This is a genomic window from Arthrobacter sp. Y3221160, from assembly GCF_059092585.1.
The window spans coordinates 656,437-672,740 of sequence record NZ_JBNHHU010000001.1; the positions used below are offsets into that span (position 1 = coordinate 656,437).

The 16,304-nt window shown below is 68.5% G+C and carries 14 protein-coding genes and 1 tRNA gene; 6 read left to right on the forward strand and 9 right to left on the reverse strand.

Going from position 1 to position 16,304, the window contains the following annotated elements; translation table 11 throughout:
- Window positions 1-833: 833 nt before the first annotated feature.
- From AC5RWG_RS03005 to AC5RWG_RS03020, 4 genes are all read right to left on the reverse strand, one after another.
- Window positions 834-906, reverse strand: a tRNA-Val gene (locus AC5RWG_RS03005).
- Between the two features lie 194 nt (window positions 907-1,100).
- Entirely contained in the window at window positions 1,101-1,934 is an 834-nt protein-coding gene (locus tag AC5RWG_RS03010) for an NAD-dependent protein deacetylase (protein ID WP_494166386.1), read from the reverse strand.
- A gap of 5 nt (window positions 1,935-1,939) precedes the next feature.
- A complete protein-coding gene (locus AC5RWG_RS03015; RefSeq protein ID WP_493999940.1) occupies window positions 1,940-2,404 on the reverse strand; it encodes a peroxiredoxin in 465 nt (154 codons plus the stop codon).
- Entirely contained in the window at window positions 2,401-2,823 is a 423-nt protein-coding gene (locus AC5RWG_RS03020; protein WP_493986977.1) for a DUF3052 domain-containing protein, read from the reverse strand. The genes AC5RWG_RS03015 and AC5RWG_RS03020 overlap by 4 nt, the downstream gene beginning before the upstream one ends.
- A gap of 385 nt (window positions 2,824-3,208) precedes the next feature.
- On the opposite strand from AC5RWG_RS03020, the gene aceE reads away from it, so the two are divergent.
- The 6 genes from aceE (at window position 3,209) to fabF (ending at window position 11,234) form a co-directional block, all read left to right on the forward strand.
- Window positions 3,209-5,950: a pyruvate dehydrogenase (acetyl-transferring), homodimeric type gene (gene aceE / locus AC5RWG_RS03025; RefSeq protein WP_493999941.1), complete on the forward strand. Its 2,742-nt coding sequence runs from the start codon at window positions 3,209-3,211 to the stop codon at window positions 5,948-5,950.
- 128 nt (window positions 5,951-6,078) lie between these two features.
- Window positions 6,079-7,410: a PucR family transcriptional regulator gene (locus AC5RWG_RS03030; RefSeq protein ID WP_494022938.1), complete on the forward strand. Its 1,332-nt coding sequence runs from the start codon at window positions 6,079-6,081 to the stop codon at window positions 7,408-7,410.
- A 95-nt stretch (window positions 7,411-7,505) separates the two neighbouring features.
- Complete coding sequence (locus AC5RWG_RS03035; RefSeq protein WP_494166387.1) at window positions 7,506-8,471, forward strand: ACP S-malonyltransferase; 966 nt, start codon at window positions 7,506-7,508, stop codon at window positions 8,469-8,471.
- A complete protein-coding gene (locus AC5RWG_RS03040) occupies window positions 8,468-9,535 on the forward strand; it encodes a beta-ketoacyl-ACP synthase III (protein WP_494012291.1) in 1,068 nt (355 codons plus the stop codon). Before AC5RWG_RS03035 ends, AC5RWG_RS03040 begins: the two co-directional genes overlap by 4 nt.
- A gap of 111 nt (window positions 9,536-9,646) precedes the next feature.
- Entirely contained in the window at window positions 9,647-9,892 is a 246-nt protein-coding gene (locus AC5RWG_RS03045; protein ID WP_136786952.1) for an acyl carrier protein, read from the forward strand.
- 106 nt (window positions 9,893-9,998) lie between these two features.
- Window positions 9,999-11,234: a beta-ketoacyl-ACP synthase II gene (gene fabF, locus AC5RWG_RS03050; RefSeq protein ID WP_493999945.1), complete on the forward strand. Its 1,236-nt coding sequence runs from the start codon at window positions 9,999-10,001 to the stop codon at window positions 11,232-11,234.
- Between the two features lie 108 nt (window positions 11,235-11,342).
- Here fabF and AC5RWG_RS03055 read toward each other — a convergent pair whose 3' ends face one another.
- From AC5RWG_RS03055 to AC5RWG_RS03075, 5 genes are all read right to left on the reverse strand, one after another.
- The gene (locus tag AC5RWG_RS03055; RefSeq protein ID WP_493977382.1) at window positions 11,343-11,846 is read right to left on the reverse strand and encodes a DUF3145 domain-containing protein; all 504 of its coding nucleotides are present in this window, start codon (window positions 11,844-11,846) and stop codon (window positions 11,343-11,345) included.
- A gap of 249 nt (window positions 11,847-12,095) precedes the next feature.
- Entirely contained in the window at window positions 12,096-13,049 is a 954-nt protein-coding gene (locus AC5RWG_RS03060) for a tyrosine recombinase XerC (protein WP_494012292.1), read from the reverse strand.
- A gap of 90 nt (window positions 13,050-13,139) precedes the next feature.
- Window positions 13,140-14,345 carry a DNA-processing protein DprA gene (gene dprA / locus AC5RWG_RS03065; RefSeq protein ID WP_494166388.1) on the reverse strand — a complete coding sequence of 402 codons (1,206 nt, stop codon included), beginning with the start codon at window positions 14,343-14,345 and terminating at the stop codon, window positions 13,140-13,142.
- Window positions 14,346-14,383: 38 nt separating this feature from the next.
- On the reverse strand, window positions 14,384-15,922 hold the full coding sequence (locus tag AC5RWG_RS03070; RefSeq protein ID WP_494166389.1) for a YifB family Mg chelatase-like AAA ATPase: 1,539 nt from the start codon (window positions 15,920-15,922) through the stop codon (window positions 14,384-14,386).
- Window positions 15,922-16,278 carry a YraN family protein gene (locus AC5RWG_RS03075; protein WP_494166390.1) on the reverse strand — a complete coding sequence of 119 codons (357 nt, stop codon included), beginning with the start codon at window positions 16,276-16,278 and terminating at the stop codon, window positions 15,922-15,924. The genes AC5RWG_RS03070 and AC5RWG_RS03075 overlap by 1 nt, the downstream gene beginning before the upstream one ends.
- Between the last annotated feature and the right edge of the window lie 26 nt (window positions 16,279-16,304).

A 16,304-nucleotide genomic window follows, 5' to 3' on the forward strand; every position in this document is an offset into this window, starting at 1 on the left:
GTTATTGCACGACGCAGCAGCCGCTCTGTCTTGGCATAAGATCGGCACAATAAGTACTCGGCAGCACCTTCGGCGGCTCGCGGATGGTAAGGGCGTGTGCCGTGTTTTGACCCGTATTTGCCTATAACGAGCGACACGCTTAACTGATCAATCATGGTGGTTGAGAAATGCCCACGGGTCATGGCAGACTGTGGCTTGGCGGTGGCATTGAACGCCCGGGAGCCCCCATCTCCCCGGTTGCTGCACCGCTTATCCCCTGGCAGTTCCGTTGATCCCCCATCTAACGGCTGCCCCGAAAGGCACTGTCCCTCACGGGACAGTGCCTTTCCCTTTGGACCTGTGTGCCGGCTGTGATCCCCGAGACGAGATTTCTCGCGAGCGACGAGTATGGCTGACAAGTTTTTCACGTGCCCGGTAGATGTCCCGCACGAGACCATGCGGCGGCACGGCAGGACGGCGTGTCCTTGCCGGGCAGTGCGGAAGATAGGGCCGCCGGGCCGGGTGTCGGATTCGCGGGAAAGGGGCTTCGACGCGGTCGAATGCTGCGCGCGGACGATCACCTTATCCGGCATCTGCAACGCTGAGGGACAGCCCCGCCCATCCCCCAACAGCGGGCGGGGCCGTTACCTCATCCATCCGGTTCCACTGCCCCCTGCAGCGGCCACCGGGAGCCCCACGTTACACCGGCAGGCGCCTGCTGGACCTCAAGATTCACTTAGGAATCGAAGCCTGAACCCAGAAACCGGAGACTGCGGCTCAGCCCGGCCAGTGGAGCTGGGCACGAAAAAACCCCGCATTCCCAGCGTCTTGCCTGACAGTGCGGGGTTTGTCCGTGGGTCCTACCGGGATCGAACCGATGACATCCACGGTGTAAACGTGGCGCTCTACCAGCTGAGCTAAAGACCCGTTGTAATGTCGAAAGCGGGACCGCGGAGCGTTATCCGCCGCAACATCACGAGGATTTACTCTACCGGATAAACCGGCGTGAACGCCAACCAAATTTACGTGCGGATCAACACGATGCAACCTGTAACCTGAGACCTCCCTCAGGGGCAACAGCCGACGCATCGAAGGGGCGGCACGGTCCTCCTGGCCGCGTCTCAGGCCGGCTTCTGGAGCCGGCCCGGCAACTCCGCCGCCAGGTGGCCAAGAGCCTCGGAGACGCCCGTTTCCAGCTTCAGGTCGGCCAAGTCGTCGCCACGGGTAGGGCCGCGGTTGATGATCACCACGGGTTTGCACTGTTTGGCGGCGTGCCGGACGAACCGCAGGCCGCTCATCACGGTGAGCGAGGACCCGGCAACCAGCAGCGCCTCGCCGTCGTCCACCATGGCGTAGGCAGCCGCCACCCGGTCCTTGGGGACATTCTCGCCGAAGTAGACGAAGTCCGGCTTGAGCATGCCGCCGCAGACCAGGCAGTCGGCCACGACGAAACGGGAGGTGTCGGCGACGTCGGCGTCGGCATCCGGAGCAACGTCGCCGGCATCGCCGGCGGCGGCGTAAGCGGGGTTGAGTTCCTCCAGCCGCACCGCCAGCGAGGAGCGGCTGGTCACGTCACCGCAGTCCAGGCAGATCACCCGGTCGAAACGCCCGTGCAGGTCGATCACGTTCACGCTGCCGGCGTCCTCATGCAGCCGGTCCACGTTCTGCGTGATCAGGCCGCTGAGCAGGCCGTTCTGCTCCATCGCTGCCAGCGCGTAGTGGCCAAGGTTGGGCGCGGCGTGGTGCATGTGCCGCCAGCCGATGTGGTTGCGGGCCCAGTAGCGGCGGCGCAGGTCCTCGTCGCCGACGAACTGCTGGTAGGTCATCGGTGCGCGCGGGACGGAGGTGGGGCCGCGGTAGTCCGGGATGCCGGAATCGGTGCTGAGGCCCGCGCCGGTCAACACGGCCAGACGGTGTCCAGCCAGGATCTCGAGCGCCGGCCGCAGCAACTCCATGGCGGCTAGAGCTCTTTCAGCACGCGGTGGTATTCCTGGATGTCGCGGGCCTGGCTGCGGGGATTGCGGATCACGTGCCGCAGGATGCCTTCGGCGTCGATGATGAAGGTGCCGCGCAGCGCCATGCCGGAGTCGTCGTCGAACACGCCGTAGGCCTTGGCCACGTCGCCGTGCGGCCAGAAGTCGGCCAGCAGGTCGAACTCGTAGCCCTCCTGCTCCGCGAACGCGCGCAGGGCGAACTTATGGTCAACGGACACGGCCAGCACGCGGGCATTCTCGCTGCGGAAGAGGCCCAGGTCGTCGCGCAGCTCGCACAGCTCGCCGGTGCAGATGCCGGAAAAGGCGAACGGGTAGAAGACCAGCACGACGTTCTCACCGCGCAGGGCGGAGAGCCTAACGGGTTCGCCGAACTGGTTCGCCAGCTCGAAATCGGGTGCGGGCAGCCCGGTCCGGGGTGCGTCCGCGGTCACTTGTTGGTCCGCTTGCTGACCAGCCGGGTGGCGGCCCAATCGCCGGAGACGCCGGCGGAAGTGGTCACGTGCAGGCCGGCGGTAGGCGCCGCTTCCTGGACGTCGGCCGGCGGCACGTAACCGTCCCGGCCGGACTTCGGCGTCAGCACCCAGACCACTCCGCCCGGCCCGAGGGTTGTCTGCGTGTCGACCAGCGCGTCCACCAGGTCGCCGTCGCCGTCGCGCCACCACAGGATCACCGCGTCCACCACGTCGTGGTCGTCCTCGGTGAGCAGTTCGGAGCCGGTGAGGTCCTCGATGTCGTCACGCAGATCGAAGTCCACGTCCTCGTCATAGCCGAATTCCTGGATCAGGTCCCCGTCTTTGAAACCCAAATTGCCTGCCACATTCTCTACCGCGGCGGCTTCGGCCTCGCCCACTGTGCTCCTCCTGTATGGAACGTATTGATTCACCCCGCCGACGGCGATGGGCGTGTTGCTAGTTACAAGCCAACACCCTAATCGCCGTCGCTTCAAGCCACCCGCAGGACGCTGCCGTTTTTTGCCGCGCCGCGGCGCCGCTTTACGCCTCTTTCTTAAGGGACGACGGCGGGCGCCCGCGGGGACCGGCGCCGGTGGGTCCGACGACGGCGACGGCGCGGCGGCCTCCGACGTCGTCGTAACAACTGGCACGGCCGGCTCCGGCTGCGTTGTAATGCCGTGAACAGTTAGAGTGGCACTGAAGAATATCTCCCGGCCGAACCATGCGCCGGGTCGCTATGCCACGTAAGGCGCAGACACAATCTGCACATATGAGAGGTTGGACGTGAGCGCAGGAGAAGATACCTCGCACATCCTGAGCGGGCTGACAAGCCAGCTGCCGGATCGCGATCCCGAAGAAACCGCCGAATGGATTGAGTCCTTCGACGGTCTGGTGGAGAGCCAGGGCACCGAACGGGCCCAGTTTATTGTCCGCTCCATCCTGCAGCGTGCGGGTGCGCAGAGCGTCGGCGTGCCGATGGTGACCACCACGGACTATGTCAATACCATTCCGGTCGACCAGGAACCGGAGTTCCCGGGCGACGAAGAGATTGAGCGCCGCTACCGCGCCTGGATGCGCTGGAACGCGGCCATGCTGGTGCACCGGGCCCAGCGACCGGACATCGGCGTGGGCGGACACATCTCCACCTACGCCGGCGCGGCCACCCTCTATGAAGTGGGCTTCAACCATTTCTTCCGCGGCAAGGACCACCCCGGCGGCGGCGACCAGGTCTTCTTCCAGGGCCACGCCTCCCCCGGCATGTACGCGCGTGCCTTCCTCGAAGGCCGGCTGTCCGAGGAGGACCTGGACGGTTTCCGGCAGGAAAAGTCCCGCGAAGGCCACGCCCTGCCCTCCTACCCGCACCCGCGCTCCATGCCCGAGTTCTGGGAATTCCCCACCGTTTCCATGGGCATCGGCCCGGCCAACGCCATCTACCAGGCGCAGCTGAACCGCTACCTGCAGAACCGCGGGATCAAGGACACCTCCGACCAGCACGTCTGGGCCTTCCTGGGCGACGGCGAGATGGACGAACCGGAGTCGCGCGGCTTCCTGCAGCTGGCAGCCAACGAAAAGCTGGACAACCTCACCTTCGTGATCAACTGCAACCTGCAGCGCCTCGACGGGCCGGTGCGCGGCAACGGCAAGATCATGCAGGAGCTCGAGGCCTTCTTCCGCGGCGCCGGCTGGCATGTCATCAAGGTGACCTGGGGCCGGGAGTGGGACGAACTGCTCGCCAAGGACCATGACGGCGCGCTGGTGGACATCATGAACTCCACCCTCGACGGCGACTACCAGACCTACAAGGCCGAATCCGGCGGGTTCGTCCGCGAGCACTTCTTTGGCAAGACCCCGCAGACCAAGGAAATGGTCGCGGACATGACCGACGAGCAGATCTGGAACCTCAAGCGCGGCGGCCACGACTACCACAAGGTCTACGCCGCCTACCGCGCCGCCACCGAATTCAAGGGCAAGCCCACGGTGGTCCTCGCCCAGACGGTCAAGGGTTACGGCCTGGGCACGCACTTCGAGGGCCGCAACGCAACCCACCAGATGAAGAAGCTGACCCTGCAGGACCTGAAGGACTTCCGCGACCACCTGCGCATCCCGATCTCCGACGAGCAGCTCGAGGCCGATCCGTACCGGCCGCCGTACTACCGGCCGGGACCGGACACCCCGGAGATCAAGTACATGATGGAGCGCCGTGCCGCGCTCGGCGGCGCCGTGCCGGAACGCCGGACCGCGCACCAGCAGCTGCACCTGCCCGAGGACAAGGCCTACGAGGTTGCCAAGCGCGGCTCCGGGAAACAGCAGGCGGCCACCACCATGGCATTCGTGCGCCTGCTGAAGGACCTGATGCGGGACAAGGAATTCGGTGCCCGCGTGGTCCCGATCATTCCGGACGAGGCGCGGACCTTCGGCATGGACTCGTTCTTCCCGACCGCCAAGATCTATAACCCCAAGGGCCAGAACTACCTGTCCGTGGACCGCGACCTGGTCCTGGCGTACAAGGAATCCCCGCAGGGCCAGATCCTGCACACCGGCATCAACGAATCCGGCTCCACCGCCGCGTTCACCGCCGTCGGTACCTCCTACGCCACCCACGGCGAGCCGTTGGTGCCGATCTACATCTTCTACTCGATGTTCGGCTTCCAGCGCACCGGTGACTTCTTCTGGGCCGCCGCCGACCAGATGGCCCGCGGCTTCGTGATCGGCGCCACCGCGGGACGAACCACCCTGACCGGCGAGGGCCTGCAGCACGCGGACGGGCATTCCCCGGTCCTCGCCTCCACCAACCCGGCGGTCGTCACCTATGACCCGGCCTACGGGTACGAGATCGGACACATCATGCGCGCCGGCCTGGAGCGCATGTACGGCGGGAACCATCCGGATCCCAACGTGATGTACTACCTGACCGTGTACAACGAGCCGATCCTCCAGCCCGCCGAACCGGAGGAACTGGACGTCGAGGGCCTGGTCAAGGGCATCTACCTGCTGGCTCCGGCCAAGGTCGACGGGCCCCGCACCCAGCTGTTGGCCTCCGGCGTGGCCGTGCCGTGGGCGCTGGAGGCCCAGCAGCTGCTGGCCGATGACTGGGGCGTCTCCGCCGATGTCTGGTCGGTGACCAGCTGGAACGAACTCCGCCGCGACGGCCTGGCCGCCGAGGAGGAGGCGTTCCTGAACCCCGGCGCCGAGCCGCGCAAGCCCTTTGTGGCCCAGCAGCTCGAAGGGGCGACCGGCCCGATCGTGGCGGTCAGCGACTACATGGCGGCCGTGCCGGACCAGATCCGGCAGTACCTGCCCAACGAGTTCGCGACCTTGGGTGCCGACGGCTTCGGGTTCTCCGACACGCGGGCCGCGGCCCGGCGCTTCTTCAAGATCGACAGCCACTCGATCGTGGTCCGGGCACTGCAGATGCTGGCCCGCCGCGGCGAAGTCGACCAGAATGTGCCACGGGACGCGTTCGACAAGTACCGCCTGATGGACGTCAATGCCGGCACCTCGGGCAACGCCGGGGGCGACTCCTAAACCGCGGCAACGCGCCACCCGACGGGCGGCGGACCCGGCCCTTTGCGGCCGGGTCCGCCGCCTGTTTTAGTAGGAACCACACAAAAGCCGGAATGGAGCTTGCCCGGCCAAGTGCGTATGCTCGTTGCATGCCCCACGCCCGGACCGAACCTGCCAAGACGGCTGCCCCACCGGGCACGACGGCCGCCAAGAAAACCGCGGCACCGCAGGCGCCGCCGTCGACATCCGGCGCGGGCGGGCGACGCGCCGGCGCCGGGCGGAAGGGCGACCGGGCCGCGACCGGCAATCCGGCGACGTTGGAGCGGCTGCGGACCAAGGTCGGCGCGCTGGCGACCGTGACCCTGAAGCGGCTGGATTCGGACCTGCCCTGGTACCGCGGGTTGCGGCCGGACGAACGCTCCGCTCTCGGCCTGGTCGCACAGAAGGGCATCGCGTCCTTCGTGACATGGTACGAACGCCCCACGTCCCCGGCCTGGGTGATGAACGACGTCTTCGGCACCGCCCCCACCGAGCTGACCCGCTCCATCAGCCTGCAACGCGCCCTGCAGCTGATCCGCGTGGTGGTCGAAGCCGTGGAAGACGAAGTGCCGGACCTTGCCGGCGAAAGCGACGAGGCCCAACTACGCGAAGCAGTGCTGCGCTACTCCCGCGAGGTCGCCTTCGCCGCCGCCGACGTGTACGCACGCGCCGCCGAAACGCGCGGCTCCTGGGACACCCGGCTCGAGGCGCTGGTCGTGGACGCGATCCTGCGCGGCGAAAGCTCCGACGCGCTGCGCTCCCGGATCGCCGCGGTCGGCTGGAAGACCACCGGCCCCATCACGGTGATGGTGGGCGGCTCCCCCGGTGAACCGGGCCCCAGCTTCGTGACCGAACTGCGCCGCGCCAGCTCCCGCTACGCCGCCGACACCCTGGTGGGCATCCAGGGTGAGCGGCTGATCCTGGTGCTGGGCGGCCTGTCGGACCAGGACACCGCCTTCGTGCGGCTGGCCGAACTCTTCGGGCCCGGGCCGGTGGTCTACGGCCCGGAGGCCCGCTCGCTGGTGGACGCCAGCACCTCGGCCCAGGCCGCCTTCGCCGGGCTCAACGCGGCCAAGGCCTGGCCGGCCGCGCCGCGTCCCGTCGCCGCCAACGACCTGTGGCCCGAGCGGGTGATGTCCGGCGACGACGCCGCACGACGCGACCTCTACAAGTACATCTACGTGCCGCTGCTCAACGCGGGCAACGGGTTGGTCGAAACGCTCTCCAGCTACCTGTCGCTGGGGCATTCGCTGGAGGCCACGGCGCGGGAACTGTTCGTCCACGCCAACACGGTGCGCTACCGGCTGCGCCGGGTGTGCGATGTGACCGGCTGGGATCCGCTGCTGCCGCGGGAGGCCTTCGTGCTGCAGACCGCCCTCGGCGTGGGACGCCTGGTGGCTCCCGCGCGGAGCCCGAAGGACCGCGCGGCGGCTCGGCAGTAGTTGCACCACCTTGTAGACTTCCTACAAAGCGGTTCGGCGAGCTTCGTGTGCCGAAACACCGTGGAAACCGCCTCCTCTTTGGAAAGCTTGAATACGTGCTTGCAATAGTCTGCCCGGGCCAGGGTTCCCAAACGCCCGGATTCCTCAATCCCTGGCTCGAGGTCCCCGGTGTGCCCGAACACCTCGGGCTGCTCAGCGACATCGCCCAGCTGGACCTTCTCACGCACGGCACCGTGTCGGATGAGGAGACCATCAAGGACACCGCCGTCGCCCAGCCGCTGATCGTGGCCGCGGGCCTGCTGGCCGCCCGCGCCCTGACCGCCGAGGAGCCCCTCGACCTGTCCACCGTCGTCGCCGGCCACTCGGTGGGTGAGATTACGGCGTCCGCCATCGCCGGCGCGCTGACCGAGAACGATGCCATGAACTTCGTGCGTGAGCGGGCCAACGCCATGGCGCGCGCCGCCGCCCAGACCCCGACCGGCATGAGCGCGGTGCTCGGCGGCGATCCGGACGAAGTGCTCGCCGCGATCGAAGCGGCCGGACTCACCCCCGCCAACGCCAATGGCGGCGGCCAGACGGTCGCCGCCGGCACGCTCGAACAACTGCAGGCGTTCGCCGCGAATCCGCCGGCCAAGGCGCGGGTGATCCCGCTGAAGGTCGCCGGCGCCTTCCACACCGAACACATGGCCCCGGCGGTCAGCGCCCTGGAAACCCTGCGTCCCCAGCTGAAGCCGGCCCTGCCGTCGCTGACCCTGCTCTCCAATTACGACGGCGAACCGGTCTTCGGCGGCGACGAGAACCTGGACAGCCTGATCGCCCAGGTGTCGCGCCCGGTCCGCTGGGACAAGTGCATGGAGAAGCTCATGTCCGTCGGCGTCACCGGACTGCTGGAACTGCCGCCGGCCGGTACGCTGGCCGGGCTGGCGAAGCGCGGCATGAAGGGCGTGGCAACCATGGCCCTGAAGTCGCCGGAAGACCTGGAAGCGGCCCGCGCCTTCATCGCCGAGCACACCGAACAGACCCCCGTCCTGAACAGCACGTCTGGAGAATCCGAGCAGTGAGCACACCCGTCATCCAGCAGACCCCGCTACGCGACTTCACGCGCATCCTGGGCATCGGAGCGTACCGTCCGGACGTCATCGTCACCAACGACGACGTCTGCCAGTGGATCGACTCCTCCGACGAATGGATTCGCCAGCGGACCGGGATCGTCACCCGTCACCGGGCGGACGCCAACACGTCCGTGCTGGACATGGCCGAAGGCGCCGCCAAGGAAGCGATGGCTCAGGCCGGCATCACCGGCGACCAGCTCGGGGCCGTCCTCGTCTCTACCGTCTCCCATCCCTACGCCACGCCGTCGGCCGCCGCGGCCCTGGCCGACCGGATCGGCGCCACCCCGGCTCCCGCCTTCGACATCTCCGCCGCCTGCGCCGGATACTGCTACGGCATCGCGCAGGCCGACGCCCTGGTGCGTTCCGGCACCGCCGACTACGTGCTGGTGGTCGGCGCGGAAAAGCTCTCCGACGTCATCGACAACACCGAGCGGACGATCTCCTTCCTGCTGGGCGACGGCGCCGGCGCCGTCATCGTGGGCCCGTCCGACACCCCGGGCATCAGCAAGCCGGTCTGGGGCTCCGACGGCAGCAAGTGGGACACCATCAGCATGACCCACTCGCTCAGCCACGTCCGCGAGCTCTCGCTGGCCGCAGAGGCCGCCGGCTCGCTCTCGGCCGTCTCGGACACCTTCGACGAGACGGACAGCAAGCTCTGGCCCACGCTGCGCCAGGACGGGCCGTCCGTGTTCCGCTGGGCGGTCTGGGAAATGGCGAAGGTAGCCAAGCAGGCGCTCGAGGCGGCCGGCCTGCAGCCCGAGGACCTCGCCGCCTTCGTGCCGCACCAGGCGAACATGCGCATCATCGACGAGATGGTCAAGCAGCTGAAGCTGCCCGAGAGCGTGGTCGTGGCGCGCGACATCGCCGATGCCGGCAACACCTCGGCGGCGTCCATCCCCTTGGCCACGCACCGCCTGTTGCAGGAGAACCCCGCGCTCTCCGGCGGGTTCGCCCTGCAGATCGGCTTCGGCGCCGGGCTGGTCTTCGGCGCGCAGGTCATCGTCCTGCCGTAGACTGCCTTGCGGTAGTCGGGCCTCCCCTACAATCCCACCAGAACCAGGCCGCAGACCGCGGTTTGACACCCCGTCCGGACACCGTCCGGCAGCACAAGAAAAGGAGCCAACATGGCTAGCAACGAAGAAATCCTGGCCGGACTGGCCGAGATCGTCAACGAAGAGACCGGCCTGGCCCCGGAGGCTGTCGAGCTGGACAAGTCCTTCACCGATGACCTGGACATTGATTCCATCTCGATGATGACCATCGTGGTCAACGCCGAGGAAAAGTTCGGCGTGCGCATCCCGGACGAAGAGGTCAAGAACCTCAAGACCGTCGGCGACGCCGTCAACTTCATCGTCAACGCCCAGGCTTAGTTCCGCGCCACCCGGGGGCTTCCCGGGACTCGGCGGCCGGCGGGTGACCCCCGGTCCGGCCGCCGCACCGGATTTATTGCCCAATCACTATTGAGAGAATGAATCAATGGCACGCAAAGTAGTCATCACCGGCCTCGGCGCCACCACCCCGATCGGCGGCGACGTCCCCACGATGTGGCGGAATGCGCTCAAGGGCGTTTCCGGGGCCCGTACCCTCGAAGATGATTGGGTAGCCCAGTACGAACTGCCGGTGACGTTCGCCGCCCAGGCCAGCAACCGCCCGGACGAAGTACTGACCCGGGTCGAAGCCAAGCGGATGGACCCCTCCACCCAGTTCGCCGTGGTGGCGGCGCGTGAGGCCTGGAAAGACTCCGGCATCGAAGAGGTTGACCACGACCGCCTGGCCGTGGCTTTCGCCACCGGTATCGGCGGCGTGTGGACGCTGCTGGACGCGTGGGACACGCTGCGCGACCGCGGGCCGCGGCGGGTGCTGCCGATGACGGTGCCGATGCTGATGCCGAACGGCCCGGCCGCGGCCGTGAGCATGGACCTGGGTGCCCGCGCGGGCGCCCACACCCCGGTCTCCGCCTGCGCTTCCGGCACCGAAGCCATGGCCTTGGGCATCGACCTGATCCGCGCCGGCAAGGCCGACGTGGTCATGACCGGCGGCGCCGAGGCCGCGATCCACCCCATGCCGATCGCGGCGTTCAGCGCGATGCAGGCCCTGTCCAGGCGCAATGACGACCCCGAACGTGCCTCGCGCCCGTACGACCTGGACCGGGACGGCTTCGTGATGGGCGAAGGCGCCGGCGCGCTGGTGCTCGAGGCCGAGGAACATGCCCTGGCCCGCGGTGCCCGCATCTATGCCGAGCTTGCCGGCTCCGGCGTCACCGCCGATGCCTACCACATCACCGCCCCCGATCCCGAGGGACTGGGCGCCACCCGCGCGCTGAAGGCCGCGATGTTCGACGCCCGGGCACAGGCGACCGACGTGGTGCACGTCAACGCCCACGCCACGTCCACCCCTGTCGGCGACAAGCCGGAATACACTGCTCTGAAGGCCGCGCTCGGAGACCATGTCGACAACGTTGCGGTCTCCGCGACCAAGTCGCAGACCGGCCACCTGCTCGGCGCGTCGGGTGCCGTGGAGTCCGTGATGACCGTATTGGCCGTCTACGAACGCCGCGCTCCGGCCACGATCAACCTGGAGAACCAGGACCCGGAGATTCCGCTGGACGTGGTCACCTCGTCCCGCGACCTGCCGCAGGGCGACATCGTCGCGTTGAACAACTCCTTCGGGTTCGGCGGCCACAACGCCGTCGTCGTGTTCCGCAACGTCTGACGGTTCACTCCGGTGCTTGCCTGCGGGCAGCACGAAAGGGAGGGCGGCCGGTTTTCACCGGCCGCCCTCCCTTTTTGCGTGGATGGAGGAGGGAGGGAAGAGCCGGCGTCAGCCGACCTGGTGCAGCCAGCGGACGGGGGCGCCTTCGGCGGCGTGGCGGAAAGGCTCGAGTTCTTCGTCCCATGCCTCGCCCAGGGCGAGGGACAGTTCGTGGTAGACGGCTGCGGGATCGCCGGCACCGGCTTCGTAGGCGTAGCGGATGCGGTCCTCGCTCACCATGATGTTTCCGTGGACGTCGGTCATGGCGTGGAAAATGCCGAGTTCGGGCGTGTGCGACCAGCGGCCGCCGTCCACCCCGGCGCTCGGCTCTTCGGCGACTTCATAGCGCAAATGGGCCCAGCCGCGCAGGGCAGAGGCCAGCATGGCGCCGGTCCCCTGCGCGCCGACCCACGACAGCTCGGCCCGGTACATTCCGGGCGCGGCAGGCTGCGGGGTCCACTCGAGATCCGTTCGCTTGTCCACGACGGATCCGACGGCCCACTCGATATGCGGGCACAGTGCCGAAGGTGCTGAATGCACAAACAGCACTCCACGCGTCATCACAACAGACATCCCATCCTCCATTTGCTGTAGGTACGTCTTCCCCAACGACCTTCAGCCTGTCAACGGATGGAACTTGTCAGTACTGCTGTTTCCGACGCTTCGTTCCTCATTGTGCCGTACGGCATCGAATTGCGCCAGTGTAACTACCAATGTGTTATGGCGTGTCGCCGGTTCCGCCAGTGCAGCCGGTCCGGGGGCTCCCCGGGGCGGCCGCGTTCCGGGCGGGCGGCCGGTCCCGCCCGCCGCTGCTGTCCGCGATCAGGCCCGCGGGTGCGCCTGCTGGTAGCTGCGGCGCAGCCGGTCCACGGAGACGTGGGTGTAGAGCTGGGTGGTCGCCAAAGTGCTGTGGCCGAGGATCTCCTGGACGGCCCGCAGGTCCGCTCCCCCATCCAACAGGTGCGTGGCGGCGCTGTGCCGGAGGGCGTGCGGCCCGGTGGCCGAGGTGTCGCCGAGCAGGCCGAAGAGCCTCGCCGCGACGGAGCGCACCTGGCGCGGGTCCACGCGCCTGCCGCGTTGGCCGAGGAACAGGGCCGGACCGCTTTCCGCGGTGGCGAGCCTGGGCCTGCCGCGGCGCAGCCAGTCGTCCATGGCGACGGCGGCCGGCAGTCCAAACGGAACGGTGCGTTCCTTGTTGCCCTTGCCGAGCACTCGGATGGTCCGGCGTTCGTTATCCACTTCGTCGATGTCCAGGCCCGCGAGTTCGCTGACGCGGATTCCGGTGGCATAGAGCAGTTCGATCATCGCCCGGTCCCGCAGGGGCATCGGCTCCCCCTCGGCGGCTTCCTCGGCGAGCGTTCGGAACAGCTCGTCGACCTGGGCCGGGCGCAGCACGGTGGGCAGCGAGCCGGTGCGTTTGGGCGCCTTCAGCCGGAGCGACGGATCGGTGTGTATGAGCTCTTCCCGCAACGCCCAGCCCATAAACGTGCGGGCGGTGGCCGTGCGCCGCGCCAGCGTGGATCGGGCCATGCCGGCTCCGTTCATCGCGCCCAGCCAGGACCGCAGGGTCCCGAGGGTGATGTCCGGCAGCTCCCGGGCACCGGTTTCCGCTGCGTAGCCGAGCAGGTGCCGGACGTCGGTCACATAGGCGCGGATGGTATGTTCCGAGCGCGCCCGTTCCGCCTTCAGATAGCGGGCGAAGCCATCGAGGGCCGCGTCGAAGGCCTGCGGGAGCGGCTCGGTGCCCTGCGGTTCGGGTTGGTCTGCAGAGCTCATCCCCTCACTTTGCTGGTCCGGCCAGCCGAACTCAAGGAGGCGCACGGGGGCACGGCTGAATTGCCGCCGCGCTCCTTCCCTGTGTCCTACTCAGTCCCGCCGCCCCCGGCGCCAGCCGGTGGCGTCCTGGACGGCCAGTCCTGCCGCTTCCAACCGGCCGAGCCCCGCGAGGACGGTGCGGACCGGGATGCCCGCAACCGTGGCGAGCTTGTCCACGGTGCTTCCCCGGCGAACCGGCAGGGCGTCGAGCAGCAGCAGGTCGTCCACGCCGAGTCCGTCGTGGTCGGCGAGCACCTCTTGGCCCCCGGCGGGCACTGTTCCCAGCGGTCCCGCGAGCTCGGCTGCCTCTGCGGCATCCGTGACGGCAGTTGCGCTCCCGTCGCGCAGCAGCCGATGGGTACCGGCCGAGTTCGCGCTGTAGACGGATCCGGGGACGGCGCCCACGCCGCGGCCCAGCCCCGCGGCGTGATGGGCAGTATTCAGTGCCCCGGAGCGCCAGCGGGCCTCCACCACAATGGTTGCGGCGGCCAACGCCGCGATGAGCCGGTTTCGTTGCAGGAATCTCCAACGTGTTGGTGCGGCGCCGGGCGGCACTTCGGCCAGCAGGATCCCCCGGTTGGCGATGGCGCGGAGCAGTTCTTCGTTTCCGGCCGGGTAGTACCGGTCCAGGCCGCCGGCCATGGCCGCCATGGTGGCGACATGTTCGGTCTCCGCCGCCAGGGCCGAACGATGGGCCTGCGCGTCGATCCCGTAGGCCCCGCCGGAAATCACGCAATAGCCCCGCTGCGCGAGTCCGCTGCTGATGTCGCCGGTCACCTGGTTGCCGTAATTCGTGCTGTCCCGGGAACCGACAACGGCGACCGTTGTCCGGACGTCCGGGATGCCGTCCGTGAACCTTCCCCGCGCCCAGAGGCAGAGCGGTTCGCCCAGCCCGAGGTCTTTCAACGCGGCCGGCCACACGGCGTCTCCGGGTATGAGCACGGTGCCGCCTAGCCTGCCGATCACGGCCAGGTCGCGTTCGGGCGCAAGGTCCTTGATGCGCGGTGCCCACCGCTCGAGGGCGTCGCTGAGCGGCTGGGCGTTGCCGGCAGAGGGTACGCGGTCGAGGGCGCGCAGCAATTCCGCCTGCAGACCGTGCCCGGCCTTGATCTGGCCGGTGGCGACCCTGAGGGCGTCGTGGGCGCCGGCAGCAGCGACCAGAGCCTGGCCGATCCAGTCAGACGGCTCCATGAGCCGGGACAGCGCCGCCCTGTCAAGGCGTTCGTCGGTGGACGGCAGTTGCGTCATTCTGGTCATCTCCTCCTGGCCTGCGGCCGCAGATGGGGACGGCATGGTCACGCCGCCTTGACCTGTTGGCGGAAGGCCAGCGCCGTGCCGACGCAGTCCCGGTCCGGTCGGTCCAGGCCGGACAGGTCGGCGAGCGTCCAGGCAACGCGCAGGACCCGCGAGTAGCCACGGCCGGTCAGCACTCCGCATTCCATGGCCCGGTCCAGGTCCCTGGTGATAGCGGCCGGAAGCCGCAGCTTCCCGGTCAACAGTTCGCCGCTGATCTCCGCGTTCAACCCGATGCCCCACGGCTGCAGCCTCGCCCGCTGTGCCGTCCGTGCCACCGCTACCCGGGCGGCGACGGCCGCGCTGTCTTCCCGCTGCGCACCCATGGCCATCATCCCCACCGTCAGCCGTGGCAGAGTCAACTGCAGATCGATGCGGTCGGTCAGGGGGTTGGAGAGCTTGCCAAAGTAGCGGCGCCTCTGGTCGGGCGTGCAGGTGCATTCCAAACCCTTGCCGCCGGAGAGCCCGCACGGGCAGGGGTTCGCCGCCATGACGAGCTGGAAACGGGCCGGGTAGGCGGCGCTGCCCGCCGCCCGGTGTACCACCAGCCGCCCGCTCTCCAGCGGCTGGCGCAACGCGTCGAGCACCTGCCGGTCGTATTCGGGTGCCTCGTCCATGAACAGCACCCCGCGGTGTGCCCGCGAGGCCGCTCCCGGGCGGGGCATGCCGGAGCCGCCCCCGATGATGGAGACCGCCGTTGCCGTGTGGTGCGGGCTCTCGTACGGCGGCCGCCGCACCAGCTCGGTCAGCGGGGCGGCCGTGGCGCTCAGGGAGTGGATGGCGGTGACCTCCATGGCATGGTGGTCGGAAAGATCGGGCAGGATGCCCGGCAACCGTTCGGCGAGCATCGTCTTGCCGGCACCGGGCGGACCGACGAGCAGCAAATGGTGGCCGCCCGCAGCGGCTACTTCCAGCGCCTCCCGGGCTTCATGCTGCCCCGCCACGTCCGCCAGGTCGGGGGCGGGCGCAGGAGGTGCTGCGGCCGGGACGGACGGGCCCAGCCGCTCCGGCGGGGCGGGATTCAGCCGGTTCGCGTCGGCGCCGAAGGCCATCAAGACCTCAACCAGATTGCTGAAGCTGCGCACCCGGGCGCCCGGCACCAGCGCGGCCTCGGCGGCGTTGGCGTCGGCAACGACAACATGCGGATACCCGGCTTCGACGGCCGCCATCACCGCCGGGAGTACACCCCTGACCGGCCGGAGCCTTCCGTCGAGTCCCAGCTCGGCCAGGAAGATGTTGCGGCCGCTGGGCCGGACGTCTCCCGCCGCCTGGAGCGAGGCCATCAGGATGGCCAGGTCAAAGCCGGAGCCCTTCTTGGGCAGCGAAGCGGGGACAAGGTTGACGGTGATCTTCCGCCTGCTGAGCGGGACCCCGGCGTTCTTCGCCGCGGCCTTGATCCGTTCCTTGGCCTCGGTCAGGGCCGCGTCCGGCAGCCCCAGGAGAATGAAGGCCGGGAGGGTTTGTCCGATGTCCGCTTCTACCTCGACGATGTGCCCGTTCAGGCCCACCAGCGCCACCGAGAATGTGCGTCCGAGCCTCATCAGCCGACGCCCTTCAGGTACTCGATCACGGGCCAGCGCCCCTGCCCGTAGAGCACCGCGACGGCATCCACCCTCATTGCCGTGCCGGCCATGCCGTGGTCGCGCAGCCACTGGTGCCCGAGAAAGTGGAGACGGCGGACCTTGGCGTCGGTGATGGCTTCGAAGGGGTGGCCGTAGTCGGTGCTGCGCCGGGTCTTGACCTCGGAGACCACGATGGTCGCCCCGTCCACGGAGACGATGTCCAGTTCGCCGTCGGGGCTGCGCCAGTTTCGGTCGATGACACGCTGGCCGGCGCCGGAAAGATAGGACGCGGCCATCTCCTCACCGCGTCGGCCCAGGTCGTCTTTCGCTCTCATGCCCTCCAGCGTGGCGGGGGCGGCGG

What these genes read in the sequence shown, in the direction of transcription:
- AC5RWG_RS03010 (WP_494166386.1), bottom strand. Translation starts at nt 1,934, where the DNA reads ATGGAGTTGCTGCGGCCGGCGCTCGAGATCCTGGCTGGACACCGTCTG.
- fabF (WP_493999945.1), top strand. Translation starts at nt 9,999, where the DNA reads ATGGCACGCAAAGTAGTCATCACCGGCCTCGGCGCCACCACCCCGATC.
- AC5RWG_RS03030 (WP_494022938.1), top strand. Translation starts at nt 6,079, where the DNA reads ATGCCCCACGCCCGGACCGAACCTGCCAAGACGGCTGCCCCACCGGGC.
- AC5RWG_RS03070 (WP_494166389.1), bottom strand. Translation starts at nt 15,922, where the DNA reads ATGAGGCTCGGACGCACATTCTCGGTGGCGCTGGTGGGCCTGAACGGG.
- AC5RWG_RS03060 (WP_494012292.1), bottom strand. Translation starts at nt 13,049, where the DNA reads ATGAGCTCTGCAGACCAACCCGAACCGCAGGGCACCGAGCCGCTCCCG.
- AC5RWG_RS03055 (WP_493977382.1), bottom strand. Translation starts at nt 11,846, where the DNA reads ATGTCTGTTGTGATGACGCGTGGAGTGCTGTTTGTGCATTCAGCACCT.
- AC5RWG_RS03045 (WP_136786952.1), top strand. Translation starts at nt 9,647, where the DNA reads ATGGCTAGCAACGAAGAAATCCTGGCCGGACTGGCCGAGATCGTCAAC.
- dprA (WP_494166388.1), bottom strand. Translation starts at nt 14,345, where the DNA reads ATGACCAGAATGACGCAACTGCCGTCCACCGACGAACGCCTTGACAGG.
- AC5RWG_RS03075 (WP_494166390.1), bottom strand. Translation starts at nt 16,278, where the DNA reads ATGAGAGCGAAAGACGACCTGGGCCGACGCGGTGAGGAGATGGCCGCG.